Annotated in this window: 23 protein-coding genes; 14 read left to right on the top strand and 9 right to left on the bottom strand. The window is 68.2% G+C overall.

The features are described 5' to 3' along the window. The first annotated feature begins 254 nt into the window (after nt 1-254). Nucleotides 255-2207, top strand: coding sequence for a DNA translocase FtsK (locus ACO2SS_RS24495; RefSeq protein WP_423280471.1), 1953 nt, complete (start codon nt 255-257; stop codon nt 2205-2207). A 58-nt stretch (nt 2208-2265) separates the two neighbouring features. On the opposite strand, the gene ACO2SS_RS24490 is transcribed toward ACO2SS_RS24495, so the two are convergent. Together ACO2SS_RS24490 and ACO2SS_RS24485 are read right to left on the bottom strand one after the other, a co-directional pair. Then, nucleotides 2266-3228, bottom strand: coding sequence for a pirin family protein (locus tag ACO2SS_RS24490; RefSeq protein ID WP_423280470.1), 963 nt, complete (start codon nt 3226-3228; stop codon nt 2266-2268). Between the two features lie 33 nt (nt 3229-3261). After that, nucleotides 3262-3654, bottom strand: coding sequence for a DUF302 domain-containing protein (locus ACO2SS_RS24485; protein ID WP_423280469.1), 393 nt, complete (start codon nt 3652-3654; stop codon nt 3262-3264). 414 nt (nt 3655-4068) lie between these two features. Between ACO2SS_RS24485 and ACO2SS_RS24480 the strand changes: the two genes are divergently transcribed. Next, entirely contained in the window at nt 4069-4827 is a 759-nt protein-coding gene (locus ACO2SS_RS24480; protein WP_423280468.1) for an SDR family NAD(P)-dependent oxidoreductase, read from the top strand. A gap of 12 nt (nt 4828-4839) precedes the next feature. Here the strand turns inward: ACO2SS_RS24480 and ACO2SS_RS24475 are convergent, their stop codons facing one another. Both ACO2SS_RS24475 and ACO2SS_RS24470 read right to left on the bottom strand, forming a co-directional pair. Beyond that, entirely contained in the window at nt 4840-5622 is a 783-nt protein-coding gene (locus ACO2SS_RS24475; protein WP_423280467.1) for an SDR family NAD(P)-dependent oxidoreductase, read from the bottom strand. 94 nt (nt 5623-5716) lie between these two features. Next, nucleotides 5717-6634 carry a LysR family transcriptional regulator gene (locus tag ACO2SS_RS24470; protein ID WP_423280466.1) on the bottom strand — a complete coding sequence of 306 codons (918 nt, stop codon included), beginning with the start codon at nt 6632-6634 and terminating at the stop codon, nt 5717-5719. Between the two features lie 172 nt (nt 6635-6806). Between ACO2SS_RS24470 and ACO2SS_RS24465 the strand changes: the two genes are divergently transcribed. The 8 genes from ACO2SS_RS24465 (at nt 6807) to ACO2SS_RS24430 (ending at nt 14801) form a co-directional block, all read left to right on the top strand. Further along, a complete protein-coding gene (locus ACO2SS_RS24465; protein WP_423280465.1) occupies nt 6807-8432 on the top strand; it encodes a flavin-containing monooxygenase in 1626 nt (541 codons plus the stop codon). A 25-nt stretch (nt 8433-8457) separates the two neighbouring features. Then, a complete protein-coding gene (locus tag ACO2SS_RS24460; protein WP_423280464.1) occupies nt 8458-9447 on the top strand; it encodes an alpha/beta hydrolase in 990 nt (329 codons plus the stop codon). 98 nt (nt 9448-9545) lie between these two features. Next, nucleotides 9546-10808, top strand: a complete 1263-nt coding sequence (locus ACO2SS_RS24455; RefSeq protein ID WP_423280463.1) for an ABC transporter substrate-binding protein — start codon at nt 9546-9548, stop codon at nt 10806-10808. Between the two features lie 70 nt (nt 10809-10878). Next, complete coding sequence (locus tag ACO2SS_RS24450; RefSeq protein ID WP_423280462.1) at nt 10879-11784, top strand: branched-chain amino acid ABC transporter permease; 906 nt, start codon at nt 10879-10881, stop codon at nt 11782-11784. Continuing rightward, a complete protein-coding gene (locus ACO2SS_RS24445; RefSeq protein ID WP_423280461.1) occupies nt 11781-12800 on the top strand; it encodes a branched-chain amino acid ABC transporter permease in 1020 nt (339 codons plus the stop codon). Before ACO2SS_RS24450 ends, ACO2SS_RS24445 begins: the two co-directional genes overlap by 4 nt. Further along, nucleotides 12800-13564, top strand: a complete 765-nt coding sequence (locus tag ACO2SS_RS24440) for an ABC transporter ATP-binding protein (RefSeq protein WP_423280460.1) — start codon at nt 12800-12802, stop codon at nt 13562-13564. The genes ACO2SS_RS24445 and ACO2SS_RS24440 overlap by 1 nt, the downstream gene beginning before the upstream one ends. Beyond that, nucleotides 13564-14277, top strand: coding sequence for an ABC transporter ATP-binding protein (locus ACO2SS_RS24435; RefSeq protein ID WP_423280459.1), 714 nt, complete (start codon nt 13564-13566; stop codon nt 14275-14277). Before ACO2SS_RS24440 ends, ACO2SS_RS24435 begins: the two co-directional genes overlap by 1 nt. 173 nt (nt 14278-14450) lie before the next feature. Next, nucleotides 14451-14801: a cupin domain-containing protein gene (locus ACO2SS_RS24430; protein ID WP_423280458.1), complete on the top strand. Its 351-nt coding sequence runs from the start codon at nt 14451-14453 to the stop codon at nt 14799-14801. Between the two features lie 47 nt (nt 14802-14848). On the opposite strand, the gene ACO2SS_RS24425 is transcribed toward ACO2SS_RS24430, so the two are convergent. From ACO2SS_RS24425 to ACO2SS_RS24410, 4 genes are read right to left on the bottom strand one after another with little or no spacing between them, the layout of a single operon-like run. Beyond that, nucleotides 14849-16087 carry a M20 family metallo-hydrolase gene (locus tag ACO2SS_RS24425; RefSeq protein ID WP_423280457.1) on the bottom strand — a complete coding sequence of 413 codons (1239 nt, stop codon included), beginning with the start codon at nt 16085-16087 and terminating at the stop codon, nt 14849-14851. A 1-nt stretch (nt 16088) separates the two neighbouring features. Then, nucleotides 16089-16970: an alpha/beta fold hydrolase gene (locus ACO2SS_RS24420; RefSeq protein WP_423280456.1), complete on the bottom strand. Its 882-nt coding sequence runs from the start codon at nt 16968-16970 to the stop codon at nt 16089-16091. A gap of 11 nt (nt 16971-16981) precedes the next feature. Beyond that, complete coding sequence (locus ACO2SS_RS24415) at nt 16982-17764, bottom strand: SDR family oxidoreductase (RefSeq protein ID WP_423280455.1); 783 nt, start codon at nt 17762-17764, stop codon at nt 16982-16984. Nucleotides 17765-17798: 34 nt separating this feature from the next. Continuing rightward, entirely contained in the window at nt 17799-18932 is a 1134-nt protein-coding gene (locus ACO2SS_RS24410) for a pyridoxal phosphate-dependent aminotransferase (RefSeq protein WP_423280454.1), read from the bottom strand. A gap of 157 nt (nt 18933-19089) precedes the next feature. Here ACO2SS_RS24410 and ACO2SS_RS24405 point away from each other — a divergent pair, with 157 nt between their 5' ends. The 4 genes from ACO2SS_RS24405 to ACO2SS_RS24390 are packed head-to-tail and all read left to right on the top strand — an operon-like array spanning nt 19090 to nt 22622. Beyond that, nucleotides 19090-20175, top strand: coding sequence for an ABC transporter substrate-binding protein (locus tag ACO2SS_RS24405; protein ID WP_423280453.1), 1086 nt, complete (start codon nt 19090-19092; stop codon nt 20173-20175). 5 nt (nt 20176-20180) lie between these two features. Next, a complete protein-coding gene (locus ACO2SS_RS24400) occupies nt 20181-21026 on the top strand; it encodes an ABC transporter ATP-binding protein (RefSeq protein ID WP_423280452.1) in 846 nt (281 codons plus the stop codon). Between the two features lie 3 nt (nt 21027-21029). Then, a complete protein-coding gene (locus tag ACO2SS_RS24395; RefSeq protein WP_423280451.1) occupies nt 21030-21857 on the top strand; it encodes an ABC transporter permease in 828 nt (275 codons plus the stop codon). Next, complete coding sequence (locus ACO2SS_RS24390) at nt 21858-22622, top strand: GntR family transcriptional regulator (RefSeq protein ID WP_423280450.1); 765 nt, start codon at nt 21858-21860, stop codon at nt 22620-22622. 15 nt (nt 22623-22637) lie between these two features. On the opposite strand, the gene nikR is transcribed toward ACO2SS_RS24390, so the two are convergent. After that, entirely contained in the window at nt 22638-23111 is a 474-nt protein-coding gene (nikR, locus tag ACO2SS_RS24385; RefSeq protein WP_423280449.1) for a nickel-responsive transcriptional regulator NikR, read from the bottom strand. Nucleotides 23112-23151: the final 40 nt, after the last annotated feature.

Raw genomic sequence — 23151 nt, 5'->3', positions numbered from 1 at the left:
GAGCAGCGGGTGTTCCAACGCGAATCGGGAGCTCGCGACCGGAGCCGTCGACGGTCCTGGCGATAGGGCCCCTGCTCGAGGATGTATCCGCAATCGAGCCGCGGCCGGCCGACCTCCCGCCCTGGTTCGAGGCGTTCACGCTCGAGTCGAACACGCGCTTCACCCGCACGCCCGATCACGTCCTGCGCAAGCGGCGCACCGGCGCTGCCGATTCAGATCCCTCGGCCGAGGAAAGCCCAAGCGTCGCCGAGCCGGTGCGCCGCACCCGGCGCGTCATCGCGATGCCCGAAGCGCAGCCCGAAACCGACGTCGAGGAGAGCCCCGCTCCTTCAGCCGCGATCGAGTGCCTGCCCGCGACGATCGTCCCTGAACCAGCCGACGCCGAGCCGGAGGCGCGGGACGAGGCGCTGCCGGTCCTCGCGGATGGGTTCGACGACGAGGACGAGGAGGATATGGCCGAGTTCCTGGCCCGGCTCCCGGACGCACCCGAAATGCCGTTCCTCCGCTATGCCGGCGTGACGCTCCAGGCGAGCTTCACCTTCCGGCCGATGCGGCGGCGCAGCGGCATGGCGGGACCTTGCGCGCTCCCCGTGGAGCGCCCCGCCCCTCGCATCGCCGCCCCCGTTCCGAAGCCGCCCATGGCCGCCGCGCCGGCGAGCCTGCCGGCGCCCGCACCCGAGCGGATCCGGGCCGAGCCGACGGGCGCCTACGAGTTTCCGCCCCTCGAGCTCCTGACCGAGCCGACGGTCAACGAGCCGGCCTACGAGGCCTCGGCCGAGTATCTCGACCGCAGCTCGGTCACCCTGCAGCAGACGCTGCACGATTTCGGGGTGCGCGGCGAGATCATCGACGCCAATCCGGGGCCGGTCGTCACGCTCTACGAACTGGAGCCGGCGCCCGGCACCAAGTCGAGCCGCGTCATCGGGCTGTCGAACGACATCGCCCGCTCCATGTCGGCCGTCTCGGCCCGCGTTGCCGTCGTGCCGGGGCGGAACGTCATCGGCATCGAGTTGCCGAACCAGACGCGCGAGACCGTCTATCTGCGGGAACTGCTCGAGACGCCCGATTTCTCCCGCTCCAAGCATCGCCTCGCGGTCGCCCTCGGCAAGACGATCGGGGGCGAGCCGATCATCGCCGACCTCGCCCGCATGCCGCACCTGCTCGTCGCCGGCACCACCGGGTCGGGCAAGTCGGTCGCGATCAACACGATGATCCTGTCGCTCCTCTACACGCACACGCCGGAGGAATGCCGCCTGATCATGGTGGACCCGAAGATGCTGGAGCTCTCCGTCTACGAGGGCATCCCGCACCTCCTCACGCCCGTGGTGACCGACCCCAAGAAGGCGGTCGTCGCCCTCAAATGGGCCGTGCGCGAGATGGAGGAGCGCTACCGAAAGATGTCGCGCCTCGGCGTGCGGAACATCGACGGCTTCAACGGGCGCGTCGCCGAGATGATCGAACGCGGCGAGAATGCCGACCTCGACGAGGCGGCGGACGGGGACGCGCTGAAGCCGCTCCCCTACATCGTCGTGATCGTGGACGAGATGGCCGACCTGATGATGGTGGCCGGCAAGGACATCGAGGGCGCGATCCAGCGTCTCGCCCAGATGGCGCGCGCGGCCGGCATCCATCTCATCATGGCGACGCAGCGCCCGTCCGTGGACGTCATCACGGGCACCATCAAGGCGAACTTCCCAACCCGCATCTCCTTCCAGGTCACGTCCAAGATCGATTCGCGGACCATCCTCGGCGAGATGGGCGCCGAGCAGCTGCTCGGGCAGGGCGACATGCTCTACATGGCCGGCGGCGGCCGCATCACCCGCGTGCACGGGCCCTTCGTGTCCGACAGCGAGGTCGAGAAGGTCGTGGCGCACCTCAAGGCGCAGGGCCGGCCTGAATATCTCGAAGCCGTCACGGACGAGGAGGAGGCGGGCGGCCCAGCTCCCCTGCCGGAGGATATGCCCGTCGAGGGCGAGAGCGTCGAGTTCGGCGACGACGAGAACGGTCCCTACGAGCAGGCCGTCCAGGTGGTGCTGCGCGACAAGAAGGCCTCGACCTCCTACATCCAGCGCCGGCTCGGCATCGGCTACAACCGGGCCGCCTCCATCATGGAGCGGATGGAAAAAGAGGGCATCGTCGGCCCCGCCAACCATGCCGGCAAGCGGGCGATCCTTCGGGGCGAAGGGCGGCACGGTCTCCCCGATTGAGGCCCGCGAAGGCGGGCAGCATCGCTTCCCAGGGAGGCGAGCCGCCCGTCAGCGAGCGTCAGGGATAGAAGACGCCCCCCGTGGCCCGCCGCGGCTTGTCCTTCGTCTGCGGGAGCGGGATGAACTCCTCGGCGTCGCCCGGCACCGTGTCGAAGCGGCCCTGCGCCCACTCCTCCTTGGCCTGCTCGATCCGCTCGAGGCGGGACGAGACGAAGTTCCACCAGATGAAGCGGGGCCCGCCCATCGGTGCGCCGCCGAACAGCATGAACTCTGCATCGCCTGCCGCCGTGGCGATGATCTGGTCGCCCGGCCTCAGGACGAGAAGCTGGCCCGGCCCGAACGTGTCCCCCGCTATCTCGATCTCGCCCTTGAGCGTGTAGACGGCGCGCTCCTCGAAGCTGGGCTCGATCGGCAGGCGCGCCCCGGCGCGCAGATTGAAGTGCGCGTACACGGTCTCCGAAGGGGTGACGAGCGGCGAGCGCGCGCCCAAGACCTCGCCCGCGATCACCCGGGCCCGAATGCCGTCGAGATCCACGACGGGCAGATCCAGCGCGCCATGATGGACGAAGGCCGGATCGCTCTCCTCCTGGGCCTCGGGCAGGGCCATCCAGCTTTGAATCCCGAAGAGACGTTGGCCGGTATGCTTCCGCTCGGCGCTCGTGCGCTCCGAATGGACGATGCCGCGGCCGGCCCGCATCCAGTTCACGGCACCGGGTTCGATGGCCTTCTCCGTCCCGAGGCTGTCGCGGTGGAGGATCTGGCCCTCGAACAGGAAGGTAACCGTCGCGAGGTTGATGTGCGGGTGCGGGCGCACGTCGATTCCCTGGTCGGTCAGGAACTCGGCCGGCCCCATCTGGTCGAAGAAGATGAAAGGCCCGACCATCTGGCGCTTGAGCGAAGGCAGCGCGCGGCGCACCTCCATCTCTCCGAGATCGACGGCCCGCGGCACGATCAGCAGCTCGATCGCATCCGCGCTGGCGCGGTCGCCCGGGGTCGGGTCGGGGCAAGGGGTCCAGCTCATGGTTCCTCCTCGCGCGGATGAAGTCCGGCCGCGCTAGCCGGGCGGCTGGCCGACGGCGGCCGCGATCAGGGGCTCGGCGGCCCCGAGCCTCTCGGCCAGACCTTTCGGCAGCCCATGCCGCCCGTCAAGGGAAGCGGCGGGCGTGTAGATTACGGTGGCCTTTCCGTCGGGGTCCTCGCGCACCAGCAGCTTGAGCGGCAGTTCGATGGCAAAGTCCGGCGCGGCCACCATCAGGGGGGTTCCGCCCTTCGGATTGCCATAGATGATCAGCGTGGTCGGCGGCATGTCGAGCCCCACCGACCTGGCGGCCTCGCGCTGATCGATGACCGTGAAGATCCTGAAGCCCTTCGCTTCGAGCGCGGATTTGAGCCTCTGGACGGTCTCGGGAAAGGAATAGCCACTCACGAGCTTCACGATCTCGGCCATGTGTGCCTCCCCTTCTGCGCGCGTGGGATTCAACTCGGCGGGTCCAGGATGCAGAGGCGGCCGCTCGGCGAGGAGCCGCCTCCATCCCTCAATGGATCGCCTGCTGCTCCGGTTGCGGCACCGATAGCACCGAGCCCAGGCCGGTCCGAAAGGAGGCAGTCAGGAAACGCAGCCGCGGAGGCATTCCGTCTGGCCTCGACACGGGACGGAATGAGGCCGATAGCGTCCTCTCGTGCTCGACGACGAGCGAGCGCCGCGTCATCGAAAGCGGCGCTCGGGCGGCGCTCCGGGCCCGTCGCTCTGCCCCGGATGCGGATTGAAGGCGTCACGCGCGGCTTCGATGTGCCGTGGTGGGCGACGACGTCTCGTTCGAAATCCGGCCGGCGAGTCTCGGCCTCGGGAGGGAAAGCAAGCATGGACCTTCAGCTGAAGGGGCGGGTGGCCATCGTCACGGGCGCGAGCGTCGGGCTCGGCCGCGGCATCGCGGAGGAGCTCGGGCGTGAGGGGTGCCGCCTCGCGCTGGTCGCGCGCGGCGCGGAGAGGCTGAACGGGGTCGCCGACGCGCTCGCGGCGGAACTCGGCGAGCGCCCTCTCGTCATCGTCCAGGACATCACCACCGACGATGCCGCCGCGCGGATCCGGCAGGAGACGCTGGCCGCCTTCGGGCAGATCGACATCCTGGTGAACAATGCCGGCGGCTCGCGCCCGCTGACCGGCCTCGGCACGCGCGAGGAATGGGACGAGGCCATGCGCCTCAACTTCATAGCCGGACGGGAGCTGGCACACGCGGTCGTGCCCGACATGCAGGCCCGCAAGTTCGGGCGGATCATCAACCTCACGGGCGGTGACGAGCCGGTCATCATGAATGCCGGCGTGGCGCCGAACGGCGCCGTCCACATCTGGGCGAAGGCCTTGTCCCGTGTCCTCGGGAAGGACGGGATCACCGTGAACAGCATCCCGCCAGGCCGGATCCATTCGGAGCAGATCGACGACCGCCTTCTTCCCACTCCCGAAGCCCAGGCGGCCTGGGTGGAGGCGAACTGCCCGGCCGGCTACATCGGCGAGCCCGACGACCTCTCGGGTCTCGTCGCCTTCCTGGCATCGCCTCGGGCCCGCTACATCACCGGCCAGGTGATCCACGTGGACGGCGGAGCACGGCGCTACTCGCACTAGCGCCGCGCCCGTTCAGGCGGCGTTCGAGCGGGGCTCGCGCAGGCCGCCATATTGGGTCCACGTCACCCCGCAGAGGAGGCCCGCATCGACCGGGAGGTTGATGCCCGTGATGGCCGAAGCCGCCGGCGACAGGAGGAACGCCGCCGCGGTCGCGATCTCCGCGGGGTCGATCAAGCGCTGCAGGGCGGACGAGCGTGCCAGCACGCTCGGATCGCGCTGGCCGCGGTCGATCGCGGCCTGGACGGCGGGCGTGAGGGTATAGCCGGGCGACACCGCATTGATGCGGATCCCGGCGGGCCCCCACTCGGCCGCGAGGCATTCGGTGATGGAGATCGCGGCCGCCTTGGTCGGCGAATAGGCGTGGAGCGGCATCGAGGTCATGCCGGAGATCGAGGCGATGTTGACGATCGCGCCCTCGCGCCGGCCGACCATCCGGTGCCCGAAGGCGACGCAGCAGACATACAGGCCGCGCTGGTTGACCCGGACGATCTCGTCGAAGGTGGACATCGGCAGCTCGGCCGGACGAACCGGCACCTGGAGCAGCCCGGCGCTGTTGACGAGCGCTGCGACCGGCCCGAGCTCGCTCTCGATCGCGGCCACCACGCGCTCGACATCCGCCTCGTCGCCCACATCGACCGCATAAGCCCGGCCGCCGATCTCATCCGCCACGCGCTCCGCGCCCGCGAGGTTGCGGTCGAGCACGGCCACGAGATGCCCCTGCCGGGCGAGTTCCCGCGCGCAGGCTTCGCCGATACCGCTTGCCCCGCCCGTGACGGCGGCCACCTTCCTCGTCATGCGTTTCCTCCCGTGAATCTTGTTGCCGCGATGCCGCGGGTTTCGGCGCGCGGTGTCAAGCCTGTCGGGGGCCGGGGAACGCTCCCGGGCTGGTTCAGCGCGGGTTCCGGGCCGCCCCGCGCCAGTGACGCCAGGGCGGCTCGGAGAAGGTCTCGTCCAGGAAGTCGAGGAAGGTCCTGACACGCGCGCTGAGATGCCGGCGGCTCTCGTAGACGGCGAAGATCGGGTCCTCCTCCAGGCACTGGTGCTCGGGGAAGAGCTCGACCAGCCGCCCGGCCGCGAGGTCATCGGCCACCTGCAATTCCGTCAGCCGCACGATCCCGAGCCCGGTCCGGGCGAGCTCCATCAGCATGGAGGCCTGGTTCGCTGTCACGCGCGAGGCGACCTTGACGGGCGCGGCCTCGCCGACGAGCCAGGTGCTGGCCGCGATGCTCGGGATGAAGTTCAGGCAGGAATGCGCCGCAAGATCGTCCGGGCTCGCGGGCGCTCCCTGGGCGGCGAGGTAGGCGGGCGAGGCGCAGATGATCCAGCGCGTGCTCGCGAACCGGCGGGCGACGAGGGAGGAATCCTTCAGTTGCCCGACCTGGATGGCGACATCCATGCCGTCGTCGAGCAGATGACCCGGATCGATCCGCAGATGGATCTCGAGCTTCAGGCGCGGGTGACGCCTGCAGAATTCCGGTACGTGCGGCGCGAGCGCCGTCTGGGCGAAGATCGGCATGGCGCGGACGCGAAGGATGTCCTCCGGGATGAGCCCGCCCGTCACGGCCGCATCGGCAGACTCGACGGCCGCGATCGCCTCCAGGGCAGCCGCGTAGAACGCCTCCCCTTCCCGAGTCAGCGAGATGGCGCGATGCGTGCGGCTGAAGAGAAGCACGCCGAGCCGGTCCTCGATCCGGGCGACCGCCTTGCTGACGGCGGACGGCGTGCAGCCGAGATTGCGTGCGGCAGCCGAGAAGCTCCCGTCCTTCACGGCCCTGACCAGAACGAGCATCTCGGCGTAGCGGTTCATGACCCTTGCCACGACGTCACAGGAGGTTTGACTAGCACGACATAGAAGCGCGCGACAGAAGACCCTAGCCTCACGGTCAACAGCTGAGGCGCGCCGTCATCAGGCGCGGCCTCGATCAAGGAGCGACGGCGCGCGAGCACCGCTACGAGCTCCAGCAAAGGAGGAGGCCCACGTGGCAGCAGCGGCAAGGCAGCCTGCCGAGGTGCAGGTTTACGACGCGATCATCGTCGGCGCCGGCTTTTCGGGTTTGTACCAGCTTCACAAGCTGCGCGACGAGCTCGGCCTGCGGGTCCGGGTGCTGGAAAAGGGCGACGGAATCGGCGGCACCTGGCACTGGAACCGCTATCCGGGCGCGCGCTGCGATTCCGAGAGCTATTACTACTGCTACTCCTTCAACAAGGAGATCGAGCAGGAGTGGGAGTGGACGGAGCGCTATCCGGAGCACCCCGAGATCCGGCGCTATCTCGACTTCGTCGCCACGCGGCTCGACCTGAAGCGCGACATCCAGCTCTCCACGGAGGTGACGGGCGCACGCTTCGACAAGGCGCGAAACCTCTGGGTCGTCGCCACCAGGTCGGGCGAGCGCTTCGAGGCCCGCTTCCTGGTCACGGCCGTCGGCTGTCTGTCGACCGCCAACGTCCCGAAGATCCCGGGGCTCGAGACCTTCGCGGGCCAATGGTACCACACCGGCGCCTGGCCGCATGAGGGGGTCGACTTCACAGGCAAGCGCGTCGGGCAGATCGGGACGGGCTCGACCGGCATCCAGGCCGCTCCCGTGATCGCCGAGCAGGCCGGCCACCTGACGGTCTTCCAGCGCACCGCGAATTACAGCATCCCGGCCCGCAACCGGCCGATGAGCCCCGAGGAAAGCCGCGAGATCAAGGCGAGCTATCCCGAGATCTGGGAAAAGGCCCGATCCGCCACGAACGGCCACCCCTTCGACGTCGCCACCCGCGGTGCCCTGTCGGTTCCGGAGGAGGAACGGCAAGCGATCTACGAGCAGGCCTGGGACCGTGGCGGCCTTCGCTTCCGGGCGTCGTTCAGCGACATCCTACTCAGCCAGGCGGCCAACGACACCGCTTCCGACTTCCTGCGCCGCAAGATCCGCGAGGTCGTGAAGGACCCGGAGGTGGCCGAGCGCCTGACGCCCCGCGACCACGGCTTCGCGACGAAGCGGCCGCCCATCGACACGAACTACTTCGAGACCTTCAACCGCGACAACGTCCTCCTCGTCGACCTCAAGGAGGAGCCGATCGTCGAGATCACGCCCCGGGGCATCCGCACGACGAAGGGCGAATACGAGCTCGACATCATCGTCTTCGCCACGGGCTTCGACGCGCTCACGGGTCCGCTCCTGTCCCTGAACATCGAGGGCGAGGAAGGCCAGCCCCTCCGCAAGGCCTGGGCAGAGGGACCGCGAACCTATCTCGGCCTGCAGACGCCGGGATTCCCGAACCTCTTCATGATCACCGGCCCCGGAAGCCCCTCCGTCCTGACCAACATGCCGATCGCGATCGAGCAGCATGTCGACTGGATCACCGCGTGCATCCGGCACATGCGCGAGGAGGGCCTGGAGCGCATCGAGGCCAAGCCGGACGCAGCGGAGAACTGGGTCGCGCACGTCAACGAAGCCGCGAACGCGACGCTGCTGCCGATGGCGTCGAGCTCCTGGTACCTGGGCGCCAACGTGCCCGGGAAGCCCCGGGTGTTCATGCCCTATGCGGGCGGCATGGCCCGCTATGCGGGCATCTGCAGCGAGGTCGCGCGGGACGGATACAGAGGATTTGCGCTAAGGTGAGGGCGACAGGGTCGGAGTGCGAAGGATGACGGCGGTCCATCCGGACGTCGAAGCGATGCTCGCGGCCGCGCGCGCGGCCGGCACGCCCCCCTTCGAGGCCATGGAGCCGGCCGTCTGCCGCGCCGCCTATGCGGCCCGCCCGCCGATCGTGCAGGAGCCGCGGGACGAGGTCGCCGCCATGCGCGATCTGTCAGCCGAGGGACCGGCCGGAGCCGTGCCGCTCCGGCTGTACCGGGCGCTCGGGACGGACGAGGCCGAGGCGCTGCCCGGGCTGCTGTACCTTCACGGCGGCGGCTGGGTTCTCGGCAATCTCGAGACCCATGACGCGATCTGCTGCCGGCTGGCCAACGAGGCGCGCTGCGCCGTCGTCGCGGTCGATTATCGGCTCGCCCCGGAGCATCCCTTCCCGGCCGGCCTGGACGATTGCATCGCCGCCTATTCCCATGTGGCACGGGAGGCGCGCGCGCTCGGGATCGACCCGAACCGCATCGCCGTCGGGGGCGACAGCGCTGGAGGCAACCTTGCGGCCGTGCTCGCCCTGATGGGCCGGGACGGCACCCTCCCGCCTGCGCTCTACCAGGCCCTCCTCTACCCGGCCGTCGATCTCGGCATGTCGACCGACAGCTACGGGGCGGCGACCGCCGGGATGACGGTGACGCCGGCGACGATGCGCTACTTCGTCGATCATTACGTGCCCGATCCCGACCAGCGCACCGACTGGCGCGTCTCCCCCATCCGCGCCGCGTCGCTCGCGGGCGCGCCGCCGGCGCTCGTCGTCACCTGCGGCCACGATCCGCTCCGTGACGAGGGACGCCTCTACGCGGCGAGGCTCGAGCGGGAGGGCGTCCCGGTCACGCTTCTGCACATGAGCGACCAGACGCATGGCATGCTGACGCTCACCAAACCCATCCGGACGAGCGCGGGCGTGCTCGCCTTCGTCGGGGCGATGCTCCGCGATGCCTTCCGGGTCGCGGCGGCGCGAAGCCCTGCCCGCCAGCGGGAGGCCGCCGAGTAGATTAGGGACACGGCCCGCAGAGGCTCGTGACAGGGACCCGGATTCCCGGGCCCGCAAACAAGACCAGAGCCGGGACATCCGGCCGACAGGAGGAACGCATGACGAAGACCAAGGGCGGCGTCGACCGACGCTCGTTCATCGGCGGCGCGGTCGCGGGCGCCGCCGCCATCACGGGCTTCCCGCATATTGCGGGCGCGCAGGCCAAAACGATCCGCATCGCGCTTCCCACCATTCTGTCGGGTCGGGTCGCCATCCTCGGCACATCGTCCCGCTTTGCCGTGCAGGTAGCGGTCCAGCAGGTGAACGAGGCGGGCGGAATCGCCGGGCGGAAGATCGAGGTCATCGACCGCGACAGCAAGGGACGGCCGGACGAGGCGGCGCGCGTCACCCGCGACCTCATCAACAACGATGGCTGCGAGATCGTGATCGACGGCGAGGCGTCCTCGGGCTCCTTCGCGGTACACGAGGTGATCCGCGACCTCGGCGTCCTCTGCGTTCATACCTGCTCTGAGACATCTTCGCTGACCGCCGACCCAAAGCTTCACGTGAAGACCGCCTTCCGGTGCGCCCGGCAGGGCATCCACGACGCGGTCGCGGGCGGGACCTATGCGTCCGAGATATCGAAGGCGAAGGGTCTGAAGCGCTGGGCGACCTGCTCGCCCGATTACGCCTACGGGCGCGACAACACGGCCGAGTTCCTGGAATACGTGAAGCTGTTCGATCCGCAGATCGAGGTCGTGGATCAGCTCTGGCCGAAACTGTTCGCGCCTGACTACACCGAGAGCATCACCAAGATGCTCCAGGTGAAGCCGCAGGCCGTCTACTCGGCCCTTTGGGGCGGCGACCTCGTCGCCTTCATCGAGCAGTCGAACCTGTACCGGCTTTTCGCGAACACCGCCTTCTTCAGCGGCGGCCTCGGCGACCCGCCCGTCCTGTCCGCGATCAAGCAGCTCCCGCAGGGGCTCAACACGGCCTACCGCTACAACCGCAACTACCCGTCGAATCCGGAGAACACGGCCTATGCGGACGCCTTCGCGAAGGCGGCAGGGCATGAATCCACGAACTGGGGCTGGCAGAACTACCTCGCGACGCAGTTCATCTTCGAGGCACTGCGCCGCACCAACGGCAAGACGGACGGCGCGGCTCTCGCGGGCGAGATCAAGGGCATGACGGTGAAATCCGGCTTCGGCGTGGACGGCACCGTCACCATGCGGGACAGCGACCACACGATCATCAACTATCCTGTCGCCTGGGGCCGGACGGTGCCGAAGGCTCCGTGGGTTGAGGATTTCAAGGACGTGCCCTGGTCCAAGATCCTCGAACTCGAGCAGCAGTGGAAGAAGAGCAAGGGCTACGCCTGAGCTTCGCAGCGCCGCCGGCATGTGGGCGGCCGCCCACATGCCTCGACGTCCTCCACCCTGGGAGAGCTAGTTGAATCTCGAGGCTCTGGCCGCATGCGTGTCGACGAGTGCGTGCCTGATCACGCAGCTCTCCACGGCAATGATCGTCGGCATGCTGCTCTTCATGGTGACGTCCGGCCTGTCGCTGATCTTCGGCGTGCTGGGCGTCATCAACTTCGCGCACGGCGCCTTCTACATGATGGGCGCGTATTTCGCGTTCGCCGCCTACCAGCTGACCTCGAGCTTCGCGGCCGCCTTCCTGGCCGGCGCGATCGGGGTCGGGATCGTCGGAATCCTGTTCGAGCGCTTCCTGATGAGCCGTGTCTACGGCACGAACATCCTGATGCAGTTGCTCGTCTGCTATGCCGTGATCCTGATCGCGGATGATCTGGTGAAGATCATCTTCGGAGCCGAGTACAAGATGATGGGCATGCCGGACGCGTTCGCCCTGCCGCCGATCGAGCTCTTCGGCGGGTTCATCCCGGCCTATTACGCCTTCATGATCGCGGCGAGCCTGCTCATCGGCCTGCTGCTCTGGCTCGGCATCAACAAGACGCGCACCGGCAAGACGATCCGGGCGCTCGCCATCAACCCGCAGATGGTCGGCGCGCTCGGCATCAACACGACCGCCCTCTATGCGGGCGTGTTCGGGGTCGGAAGCCTCCTCGCCGGCGTGGCGGGCGCCCTCGCGGCACCGACCCGGACGCTTACGCCCGGCATGGGCCTGTCCATCCTCATCGAGAGCTTCATCGTCACGGTGATTGGCGGGATGGGGTCCATCGCGGGTGCCCTGATCGCGGCGCTGCTGATCGGCTTCACGCGGGCCTTCGGGGCGATCGGCTTCCCCCTCTTCGTCGACGGCCTGATGTTCGCCCTGATGGCGGCGGTGCTCGTCCTGAAGCCCAGCGGCCTGCTCGGACGGGAGGCGGCCCGATGATGCGGTCCGGTCTCCTGCGAGATGCCGGCCTCGCCGCGGCGGGGCTGGCCTTGCTCCTGGCATTGCCGCTCGTCTTTCCCCAGGCGGCGCTGCGCGACTTCCTGATCTACGTCATGGCCTACGGGCTGCTGGCGATGTCGCTCAACATGCTGGTCGGGCTGACCGGCCTCGTCTCCTTCGGCCATGCAGCCTATTTCGCGTCCGGCGCCTACATCTTCGGGCTGCTGATGCAATCGGGCCGCGTGTCGATCCCGGTCGCGGTCGCGGCCACGATCGCCGGAACGGCGCTGGTCGCGCTCGTGATCGGCGCCATCTGCGTTCGCCTGAAGGAGATCTACTTCTCCTTCATCACCCTCGCCTTCCAGATGTTCATCCACTCCATCATCCTGACCTGGGTCAGCCTCACGGGCGGCGACCAGGGGCTGATGGGCGGCATCCCACGCCCACCCTTCCTCGGCTTCAACCTCAACGAGGGGACGACCCTGTACGGCTTCTGCGCCGTTGTCTTCGTCGCCTGCGTGCTGCTGATGCGGCAGGTCTGGATGTCCCCGTTCGGCTATACGCTCCGGCTGGTGCGGGACAATCCGAGCCGGGCGAACTTCCTCGGCGTCAACGTCGTGATGGCCAAGCTCGGCATCTTCGTCTTCGCCGGGTCGATGGCGAGCGTCGCCGGCATCCTGCTCGCCCTCTTCGTGTCGGGGGCCTACCCGGAATTCGGCTTCTGGACGACCTCCGGCGAGGCGATCTTCATGATCATGCTGGGTGGCTCCCAGCTCTTCATGGGGCCGCTGATCGGCGCGTTCCTGCTGCAACTCCTGAACCGCACCGTGACCATCTACACGGAGCATCACGGACTGGTGCTCGGGCTCCTGATCCTGGCGATCGTGCTCGGCCTGCGCCAGGGCGTCGGCGACTACCTGATGGAGTGGTTCGGCCGACGGCGCGGGACGCGGGAGACCGCGGCGGCTCCCGTCCCGGCGCCGGCCGAGAGCATCTCCGAGCGCGGGGTCGCCTGATGCTGAGCGTCCAGAACCTCTCGAAGTCCTTCGGCGGCGTGCAGGCGACCCGCGACGTCTCCATCGATTTTCCCAAGGGCTCGCTCAGCGCCATCATCGGACCCAACGGGGCCGGCAAGACGACCTTCTTCAACCTCATCTCGGGCGCGTTCCGGCCCGATGCGGGGCGCGTCGTCCTGAACGGGGAAGACATCGTCGGCCTCTCCAGCCTGGAGGTCGTGCGCCGGGGCATGGCCCGCGCCTTCCAGGTAGCCGCGCTCTTCCCGAGCCTGACAGTTCGCGAGGCGCTGACGGCCGCCGTGACCTCGCACCGGCGTCTCTCCTGGACGGTGCTCCGCCGTTTCCCGCTCGACGACACGGCCGCCCGGGTCGAGGAGATCCTCACGCTCCTGACGCTCGGGCAGAAGGCCGACACGCTCTCCCGCAACCTCTCGCATGGCGACCAGAAGCTCCTCGACATCGCGCTCGCCCTCGCGATGGAGCCGACCGTGCTGCTCCTGGACGAACCCACCGCCGGAATGGGGCCGGAGGAGCGCTGGCGCATGATCGGCACGGTCCAGCGCCTCTGGGAGGTCACCGGCATGACGGTGCTCTTCATCGAGCATGACATGGACATCGTCTTCCGCATCGCCCAGGCGATCTACGTGCTGAAATACGGCCAGGTGCTGGCGCGAGGCACCGCGGACGAGATCAGGACGAACCAGGACGTGATCGACGCCTATCTCGGGACAGATCACCACTCAGCCGAGGCGAGCGCGGCCTGATGGGCGAACCTCTTCTCCGCATCGAGCAGGCCGACGTCTTCTACGGCGCGAGCCAGATCCTCTTCGGCATCGACCTCTCGGTCGAGAAGGGCCAGACGATGGCCCTTCTCGGCCGGAACGGCGCCGGAAAGTCCACGACCTTCAAGACGATCATCGGCATCGCGCCGCCGCGCCGCGGCCGCGTCCTCCTGGGCGGCGAGACCGTCTCGGGCCGTCCGCCCTATCGCGTCGCGCGGGCAGGGATCGGCTACGTGCCCGAGGACCGGCAGGTCTTTCCCGAGCACAGCGTCGAGGACAACCTCGTCATCGCCGCCAAGACCGGACCGGGCGGCGCGACGCACTGGGACCTCGAGACGGTCTACGAGGTGTTTCCGATCCTGGCCGGCATGAAGGAGCGGCTGGCCGGGCGCCTCTCGGGCGGCGAGCAGCAGATGCTCACCATCGCCAGGACCCTGATGGGCAACCCCGAGATCCTCCTGCTCGACGAGCCGAGCGAAGGGCTCGCGCCCATCATCGTGCAGGCGATCGGCGACCTGATCAGGCGGCTGCGCGACATGGGCGTGACGATCCTCCTGGCCGAGCAGAACATGCACTTCTGCCTCGGCGTCGCCACCCACGCGACGGTGATCGACAAGGGACAGGTGGTCCACCGGTCCACGATCGCCGAGCTGCGCGACAACGAGGAAATCAAGCAGCGATACCTCGCCGTGTAGGGCGCGCGAGCGACGTCCGGCTCCAACGGCCAAAACACGTGTGGGCATCGGACGACGAGCCAGCGGCCACGATTGACCCGATACAGGCCGCTCCATACGGGGCGAAGCTACGAGACGGCGCTCGGCGGCATCCCGCGGAGGCCTGGTGCTCAGGGAAGTGCAGAACAGATTACATGGCTATCCAGATCATCAAGAAGAGCGCCTCGGCGAACGGGCTCGAAAGCTGGGGCCCGGTGAAGACGCCGATCAGCGAACCCGCCTGCGAACTTCAGGGCCTGCGCGTCGCCATACCGGGGCTCGAGAGCACCCGCACGGGAATCTGGGAGTGCAGCCCGGGCACCTATCGGCGCGACGTGAAAGAAGGCGAAGTCATGCACTTCCTTGCGGGAGAGGCCACCTTCACGCCGGATGACGGCGAGCCGATCCAGATCGCGGCCGGCGACACCGTCTTCTGCTCCCCGCTCACGGGAGGCGTCTGGGAGGTCAAGACGACCTTGCGCAAGGTGTTCGTCATCGTCAGCTGACCGGCGGCACGACCGCACGGACTCCGGCAGCCAGCTCCCGGCGCCGCTCACGCCGCGTCGGCAAGCTCGAACAGGGCGTCGGCCAGCACCTTCGCGCCGGCGGTCAGGTCGGCCGGTTCGGCCCATTCGGCCGGGTTGTGGCTGATGCCGTCGCGGCAGGGCACGAAGATCATGCCGGTCGGGCAAACATAGTGCAGCTGCCGCGCATCGTGGCCGGCGGCCGAGTAGATGTCGCGATGCGCGATGCCGAGCTCGGACGCCGCGCGGGAGAGCGTCGCGCGGATCTCGGGCGAGAACGACAGCGAGGGCGCATGCGCGATCTGGTTCAGCGCGGCGTCGCACGGCCCCCGTTCCGCCTCGACGATGCGGCGGATCTCGCGGTCGAGCCGGTCCACCACCTCGTTTTCCGGATGGCGAAGGTCGATCGAGAAGAATACCTCCGAGGGCACGACGGAGGGCGCGTTCGGCTTCACCTGGAATAGACCGACGGTCAGCTTCGTGTCGGCCGGATCCATGGCGGCCCTGTCGATCGCGGCCACCATGCGGATGGCCGCCATGAGGGCGTCGCGGCGCTCGTGCCGCTCGGCGGTGCCGGCATGCGCGGCCTCGCCCGTGACGCGAACGCGGTAGCGGCGGGTGCCCTGAATGCCGCTCACGATGCCGACCGGGATGCCCTCGCGCTCGAGAACAGGACCCTGCTCGATATGCGGCTCCAGGAACGCTGCGACGGGGAGCCCGAGGGGGCGCTGCGGGACGCCCCGATCCGCGGCGAGCACGGCGGCGAGCGCGTCGCCCATCCGGATGCCGTCGCCGTCCTTCAGGCCGGAGACCTGCTCCAGCGTCTTCACACCGGTGAACAATTCGGAGCCCGTCATGCCGGGCGCGAAGCGCGAGGCTTCCTCGTTGGTCCAGGCCACGACCTCGATCGAGCGGCGCGGCCTGACTCCCGCCTCCTGGATCGCCTGCACGGCCTCCAGCGCCGCGAGCACGCCGTAGGCGCCGTCGAACTTGCCCCCCGTCGGCTGCGAGTCGATATGCGACCCGGCCAGGACCGGCGGCAGGTCCGGCTCGCGCCCCTCCAGGCGCAGGAACAGGTTCGCGGCCGCATCCGTGAACGGCGTCAGGCCGAGCGCCCTGCCCCACCTGACGAGTTCCGCCCGGGCCTCGATCTCGGCCTCGGTGAGCGTCTGCCGGTCGACGCCGCCATCCGGGCGCGCGCCGTATTCGGCGAGCGCCATGAGGCGACCCCAGAGCCGGTCGCCGTCCACATGGTCGGACGGCCGCACCCTATTCGGTCCGCATGATCTGGGCCGGGTTGGCGCGCGGATCGCGCGGCCCCCAGCGCCCCGCCTCCACCTGGGCGATGAACTCGGCCAGGAGCTGGTTGAAGAGCGCGGGCTCTTCGAGGTTCAGCGTGTGGCCCGATTTCGGGAACACGGCGAGGCCCGAGGCCGGAACCGTCTTCTTCAGGAAGATCCCGGGCTGCAGGCAATGGTCGTCCTCGTCGCCCACCATGACGAGGAGCGGCGTCTTCATGGCCTTGAACTCGGCCTCCAGGTCGTAGAGCGAGGGCCGCTGCATCTGCACGCCGCGCATCGTGTTGGCGGCGCCGCGGTCGGAGTGCTGGCCGAGGCGCTCGGCGAAGAGCTGCCAGCCGCGCGGGTCCTTGTCCTGGAACTGCACGCGCGAGGCGCCCTCGGCATAGGTGGGCGCGAAGTTCTTCGCGCCCTTCGTCTCGAAATTGGTCGCGACCTGGTCCGAGATGCCCTTGAAATAGTCCTCGTGCGCCTTCTCGGCGCCGTAGCCGGCCCCCGCCGCCGTGATCGAGAGGATCCGGTCCGGGTGGCGCAGCCCCGCGTGCAGCACGGCGAAACCACCCATCGACAGGCCGACGAGATGCGCCTTGTCGATGCCGTTCGCGCTCATCACGTCGACGATGTCGTCGGCCGCCCGCGCCTGGGAATAGGCGGAGACGTCCTCCGGAATGTCGGACGGCGCATAGCCGCGCGCCGCATAGGTCACGCAGAGATGGCGCCGCGTGAAGAAGTTCATCTGCGGCTCCCAGCTCCAGTGGGACCCGCCGAACTCGTGCACGAAGACAATCGGCGTGCCGCGCCCGGCAGCCTCGTAATGCAGCTTGACGCCGTCGCTGGCGGTCGCAAAGGGCATGCGCTTTCTCCTCAGACGACCGAGCGGCGGGACGCGATGCCGCCATCGACCGTGATGACGGTTCCGGACGTGTAGCCGGACCGGAACGAGGCCAGGAACAGGAACAGATCCGTGATCTCGTGGATGCGGGCCGGGCGCTTCAGCGGATAGCGCTCGAGCAGCTCCTCGTAGCGGCTCTCGTCGCCGAACTCGGTATCCGCCCATTTGCGCAGCATGTTGTAGATGCGGCTGGTATCGACCGGCCCGGGGTTCACGCCGACCACGCGGATGTTGTCGTCGAGGCTCCGTCCCCCGAGAGCCCGCGTCATCGCCATGATGGAAGCATTGCCGGCCGCGCCCTCGATATATTGGGGGTCGCAGACCTCACCGCCATTGCCGATGTTGTTGAGGATGACGCCGCCGCCGCGGGCCTTCATCTTCGGATAGACGGCGCGGATCATGTCGGCATAGCCGAAGCCCTTGAGCGCCCAGCCGTCGCGCCACTTCTTCGGACCGATCTCGAACAGGTTGCCGCTCGGGATCACGCCCGCATTGTTGATGAGGATGTCGACGTCGCCAGCCTCCTCGACGATGCGCTCGACCGCGCCCTCCTGCGTCATGTCGGCCGCCGTATAGGTGACGCTCACCTTGTGCTCGGCGACGATCTCGCGCGCCATCGCGTCGAGCTTGTCTGCCGCACGGGCCGTGAGATGGAGATGGCAGCCTTCGCCCGCGAAGGCATGCGCCAGCCCTTCACCGATGCCCTGCGAGGCGCCGGTGATGAGGACCTTCTGTCCGCCGAGTTTCAGATCCATTGCTGCTGTCCTGCCATCCAGGGTTTCGTTCGGCTCAGAAGAGCTGTGCGGATTCGTTGCGGCCGCGGGCGCGCTCGACCATCTCGGGAAGCAGCTCGGCGAGCTCCTCCGCCCAGGCGGACGGCACCGTGGTCGAGATCTTGATGAAGCGGTCGCCGAAGGTCGGCGTATGGTACGAGCCCTGGCGGATCATGATCTTCCGCTCGGCATATTCCGCGACGAGCGCGTCCGGCCGGATGCCCGCCGGGCCGCACTCGACCACGAGGAAGTTGCCGTTCGACGGATAGACCGCGACCGCAAGACCGGGCACGCCACCGACCGCATCCTTGATGAGCGCCTGGTTCGCCCGCTGCTCGGCGAGCACGCCCGGGAACCACTCGGACTTGATCTTCAGGCCGGCGATCGCGGCGCGCTGCGACAGGATCGAGGAGCCGAGATTGTTCGGCGGAGCCGCCGCGAGCCGTTCGACGATGTCGGGATGGGCCACGATCGCGCCGACCCGCAGGCCGGCCAGACCGAGCCATTTGGAGAAGCTGTATACCGTCAGCGTCTTCTCTGGATACAAATTCGCCGCGAGATGATGCTCGTACGCGAAGTGGCGGTAGGTGCAATCGTGGATCAGGTAGGCACCAGCGTCGCGCACCGCTGACACGATGCCTTCGATCTCCTCCGCCGTGCACGCGGAGCCCAGCGGGTTGTTGGGATCGACGATGTAGACGACCTTCGTCTTCTCCGTGATCGCCTCGCGCAGCCGCTCCGGCGCGAGCCGGTAGCCGTATTCCTCGCCGTAGATCGGGATCTGCTTCACGGTGGCGCCGACCGAGCGCGCGAAGGCCATCGGCCAGTTCCAGGTCGGATCCGTGGTAATGAACTCGTCGCCCGGCCCGAGGAGCGCGTGGCAGGCATGGTAGAGCGACGCCACTGCGCCGTCAGACACGAGCGCGACCTGCCCCTTCAGCCCGAGATCCTCCACGATCCCGGCCCGCAGCTCTTCGAAGCCCGCGGGCGGCGCGTAGATGTGGAACTCCTCGTCCCGGATGCTCCGCTCCATCGCCTCGATGACGGCCGGATGCGGCTTGGCATGATTCGTGTTTTGCCCGAGCCAACGCAGTCCCGGCGTGTTCACCAGCCGGTCGAAATGTGCGTTGCGCGCCTCGAACCCTCGCATGGGGGCATTCCTCCTAGACCAGCCCCGCTCCGAGGCACTTGCCGCGATCTAAACAGAATTTGGCATGCAAGCAACATAGTTTGGCATGCACTCTTGCAATGAGGACGCGGCCAGAGGATGATGGATCCGCTCAGATCAAAATCGACGGAGGGGTCCGATGACGTTCACGAGGCGAGACGCAATTCGCGGCATCGGAGCGGCCGCCCTCGCAACGACAGGCCTCGCCCGCCCGGCGATCGCCCAAGGCGCGGCCAAGATTTCCTTCACCACGTCGTGGATCCCGGAGGGCCCCAACCTCTTCGCCTACGTGGCGCGGGACAAAGGCTTCTGGAAGAAGCACGGGCTTGAGGTCTCGGTCGCCCGCGGCTCCGGATCGGGCGCAGCCGCCCAGGCCGTCTCGGCCGGCACGTTCGATTTCGGCATGGCGGCGACGCCGACGGCCATCGTGCAGGCCGCGCGAGGCCTGCCGATCACCTGCATCGGCCAGATCAACTACGACGCCCTGATGGGCATCGGCGTTCTGGCGGATTCGCCGATCAAGACGCCGAAGGACCTCGAGGGAAAGAGGCTCGGCGCGAGCGTCACGTCCGGCGAATATCCGTTCCTGGCGCTCTATGCGCAGAAAGCCGGCTTCGATCTCGCCAAGGTCAACATGCTGCAGATCGACGGCAAGGTCCGCGAGCGCTCGCTGATCGAGAAGCAGGTGGATGCCGTCGCGGCCTTCGCGACGAGCACGATTCCGTCCCTCGCGCCGCTCGGGACAGACCTTCGCTTCATGCTGTTCCGGGATGCCGGAATCGAGTTCTACGGCCAGTCCCTGACGACGCAGCCCGCCCGCGTCGAGAAGGATCCGAACCTCTGCGCCGCCTTCGTCGCAGGCGCCATGGAGGCCATCAAGTTCACGATGACGAACTTCGCCGAGGCGGTCGACATCTTCCTCAAGGCGAACAGCGAGGTCGCGCTCAGCTCGACCGGGAAGGCCTATGCCCAGGTCGGGCTCGGTCTCACCAACCTCACCAATCTCGTGCCCGAGGTGAAGGAGAACGGCTTCGGCTATGCCGACCCGAAGAAGGTCGCCACCATGGCGGACCTCGTCGTGCAGTATGCGGCCGGCGACAAGGCGCAGAAGCCGGATACGGCGGCGCTCTTCACCAACAAGTTCGCCGGAACGGTCAAGCTCAACGCAGACGAGGCGAAGGCTGCCGAGACCAGCGCCGCTCCCTACAAGAAATACGTGGTCTGAGGCTGATGTCGGCGCAGATCGTGCAGATGCCGCAAACGCCGCGGCCCGAGACCCTCGTCCGGGTCGACGCGGTCGAGAAGACCTATGCCGGCCGGCAAGGCCCGATCAGGGCGGTGGCTTCGGCCAGCCTCCAGGTGGGACGCGGCGAGTTCGTGTCCCTGCTCGGCCCGAGCGGCTGCGGCAAGAGCACGTTGCTGATGATGATCGCGGGGCTGGAGAAGCCGACCGGCGGCTCCATCCAGCTGGGCGGAAGCCCCGTAACCGGGCCGCGGCGCGACATCGGCATCATCTTCCAGGACGCGACGCTGCTCCCCTGGAAGAGCGCGCTCGAGAACGTCCTTTTCCCGGTCCGCATCCTCAAGCTGCCGCTCGCCAAGTACAGGGAGCGCGCGCACGAACTCCTGGCCATGGTCGGCCTGAAGGGCTTCGAGAACAAGAAGCCGTCCGAGCTGTCCGGCGGCATGCGCCAGCGCGTCGCGATCTGCCGCGCGCTGATCCACGATCCGGCGATCCTCCTGATGGACGAGCCGTTCTCGGCCCTCGACGCGATCACCCGCGACCAGATGAACGCCGCGCTCGCCGAGATCATGGAGAAGACCGGCAAGACCGTCGTCTTCGTCACCCACTCCATTCGCGAGGCCGCGTTCCTGTCCGACCGCGTCGTGGTGATGGGCGGGCGGCCTTCCAAGATCATCCTGGACCTCGCCATGCCGTTCCCGCGCCCACGGCGCTTCGAGATCGAGGATAGCGCGGAGTTCAACGCGATCTGCCGCCGGCTGCGGCTCACGATCGAGGAAGCGCATGGCGGCCCGGGAACGGGCTCGTCCAACCGGGCAGGAGCGGTGGAGTAGATCATGGCGGCCGCAATCGGAACCGAGACGGGCGCGACCATCGCCGTGCCCGATGCCGGCACGGGAGCCGGGCTTCTGGGCCTGCGCTCGATCATACTGCCGATCGCGCTGGCGGCGCTCGCGCTCGGCGCCTGGCAGGCCGTGGTCGTGATCGGCAAGATCCCGCCCGTCATCCTGCCCTCGCCGGTCTCGACACTCTCCTACATCGCCGAGCGCTGGGACATTCTCCTCACCCACGCCATCCCGACGACCTTCGAGTCGGCGCTCGGCTTCATCCTGGCGACGGTGCTCGGCGTCGCGCTCGCGATCCTCATCACCTATTCGGCGGTGGCGCGGGAGGCGCTCTATCCGAACCTCGTCTTCTTCCAGCTGATCCCGAAGATCGCGCTCGCGCCGCTCTTCATCATCTGGCTGGGCGTCGGCACGCAGTCGCGCGTCGCATTCTCGATCTTCATCGCCTTCTTCCCCGTCGTGATCGCCACGACGGCCGGCTTCCTCAGCGTCGACCGGAGCATGCTGCGGCTCTGCCGCTCGCTCACCGCGAGCGAGTGGCAGGTCTTCACGCATGTCCGCTTCCCGGCAGCGCTGCCCTACATCTTCTCGGGCATGAAGGTCGCGATCACGCTCGCCATCATCGGGGTGATCATCGGCGAGTTCATCACCGCTCAGGCGGGCCTCGGCTATCTCATCATCTTTGCGACGGCCCGGGCCGACACCGAGGTGTCGATAGCAGCCATCGTGGTGCTTTGCGTCTGCGGCCTCCTGCTCTATGGGCTCGTGGCTCTCGGCGAGCTGATCGCAAACCGGGTCTACTCGTCGGAAACCACCTGAATGGCTCAGGCCGTGCCTGCCGGCCGCAAAGCGGAAAGACGCCGCGGCGGGCTGCCCCCCTCCCCGACCGTTGCGGCTCCGGCGGAGGAAACATCGCTCTCGGGCGACATTGCCAAGAAGCTCGAGGAGGAGATCCTCCGCGGCCGCGTCAGGCCGGGCCACAGGCTCGACGAGCGCGAGCTGTCCGAGCGCTACGGCGTGTCCCGTACGCCCGTCCGGGAGGCGCTGCAGCGGCTGTCGGCGAGCGGGCTCGCGGAGAGCCGGGGCAGGCAGGGCCTGCAGGTGGCCCAGCTCTCGGTGGCGGACCTCCTCGACGCCCTGAGCGTGGTGGCCCAGCTCGAGGCGCTTGCAGCCGCTCAGGCCGCCCGGCGAATCCTGCCCGAGCAGCGCAAGGTGCTCGCGGATGCGCACGAGGCCTGCGAGCGTGCGCTGGAGCAGGGCGACGCCGATTCCTTCTGTGACGCCAATCTCGCCTTTCACGACGTGATCGTGGCCGCGAGCCACAACCGCGTCCTGCAGGACGAGATCCGCCGCCTGTCCTTGAAGACGGCCCCCTACCGGCGAGCCATCACGTTCCAGCCCGGGCGGATGACGAATTCCATTCCAGAGCATGCCGAGATCATGGAGGCCATCCTGGCCAACGACAGCAAGCGAGCCTCCGAGCTGATGACCCGGCACATCTCGCTACTGACCGAAGGCATTGCGGACTTCCTTCAGTTCGTCCGCGCCTCCGGCGATCGCGCCCTTTTCGCCGACCCCACCTGACCAGCCGTCGATCGCTCAAAAGCCGCTGCGCACGCGGAGGTGAGTGTGGCTAGGCGCGGCGCCGTCATCGTGGATGTGCTCGGAATTGTCCTCGGCGACGGGAATGAGATTCAGCGTGCCGTGCATCACCCCGCGTTCGAGAAACAGCGCCTCCGCGTAGGCTGACACCTTCCCCACCTGGCCGCGCATCACCGTCACATCGATCGATGTCGTGTGGTCGAGCGGGATGGACACGCACGCCACGGCCTGATCGTGGCGATCGAGCCGTCCCTGGGGCACGCGAGCCGCAAGGTTCCGCACGGACTGGTCGATCGTATAGCTGATGACCCCGAAGCAGGGGGCGCTTGACGGCGCCTCCGGCCGGGCGGACAGGCCCCGCCGCACGAGGTCGCGGATCGCCTCCGACCGGCTCACCGCTCCCACGCCGTTCATGTAGCGATCGAGCGCGACAGCGAGTTCGTCATCGATCGCGATCGTGGTCCTCTGCATGAACACCCCCCGGCCTCGACGCAGGCTGCACTATAGATTT

The sequence above is a fragment of the Enterovirga sp. CN4-39 genome (assembly GCF_049446235.1).
GTDB lineage: Bacteria > Pseudomonadota > Alphaproteobacteria > Rhizobiales > Beijerinckiaceae > Enterovirga.
Note: the sequence above shows the minus strand (reverse complement) of the source record. Positions and strands in the feature narration are given on the sequence as shown.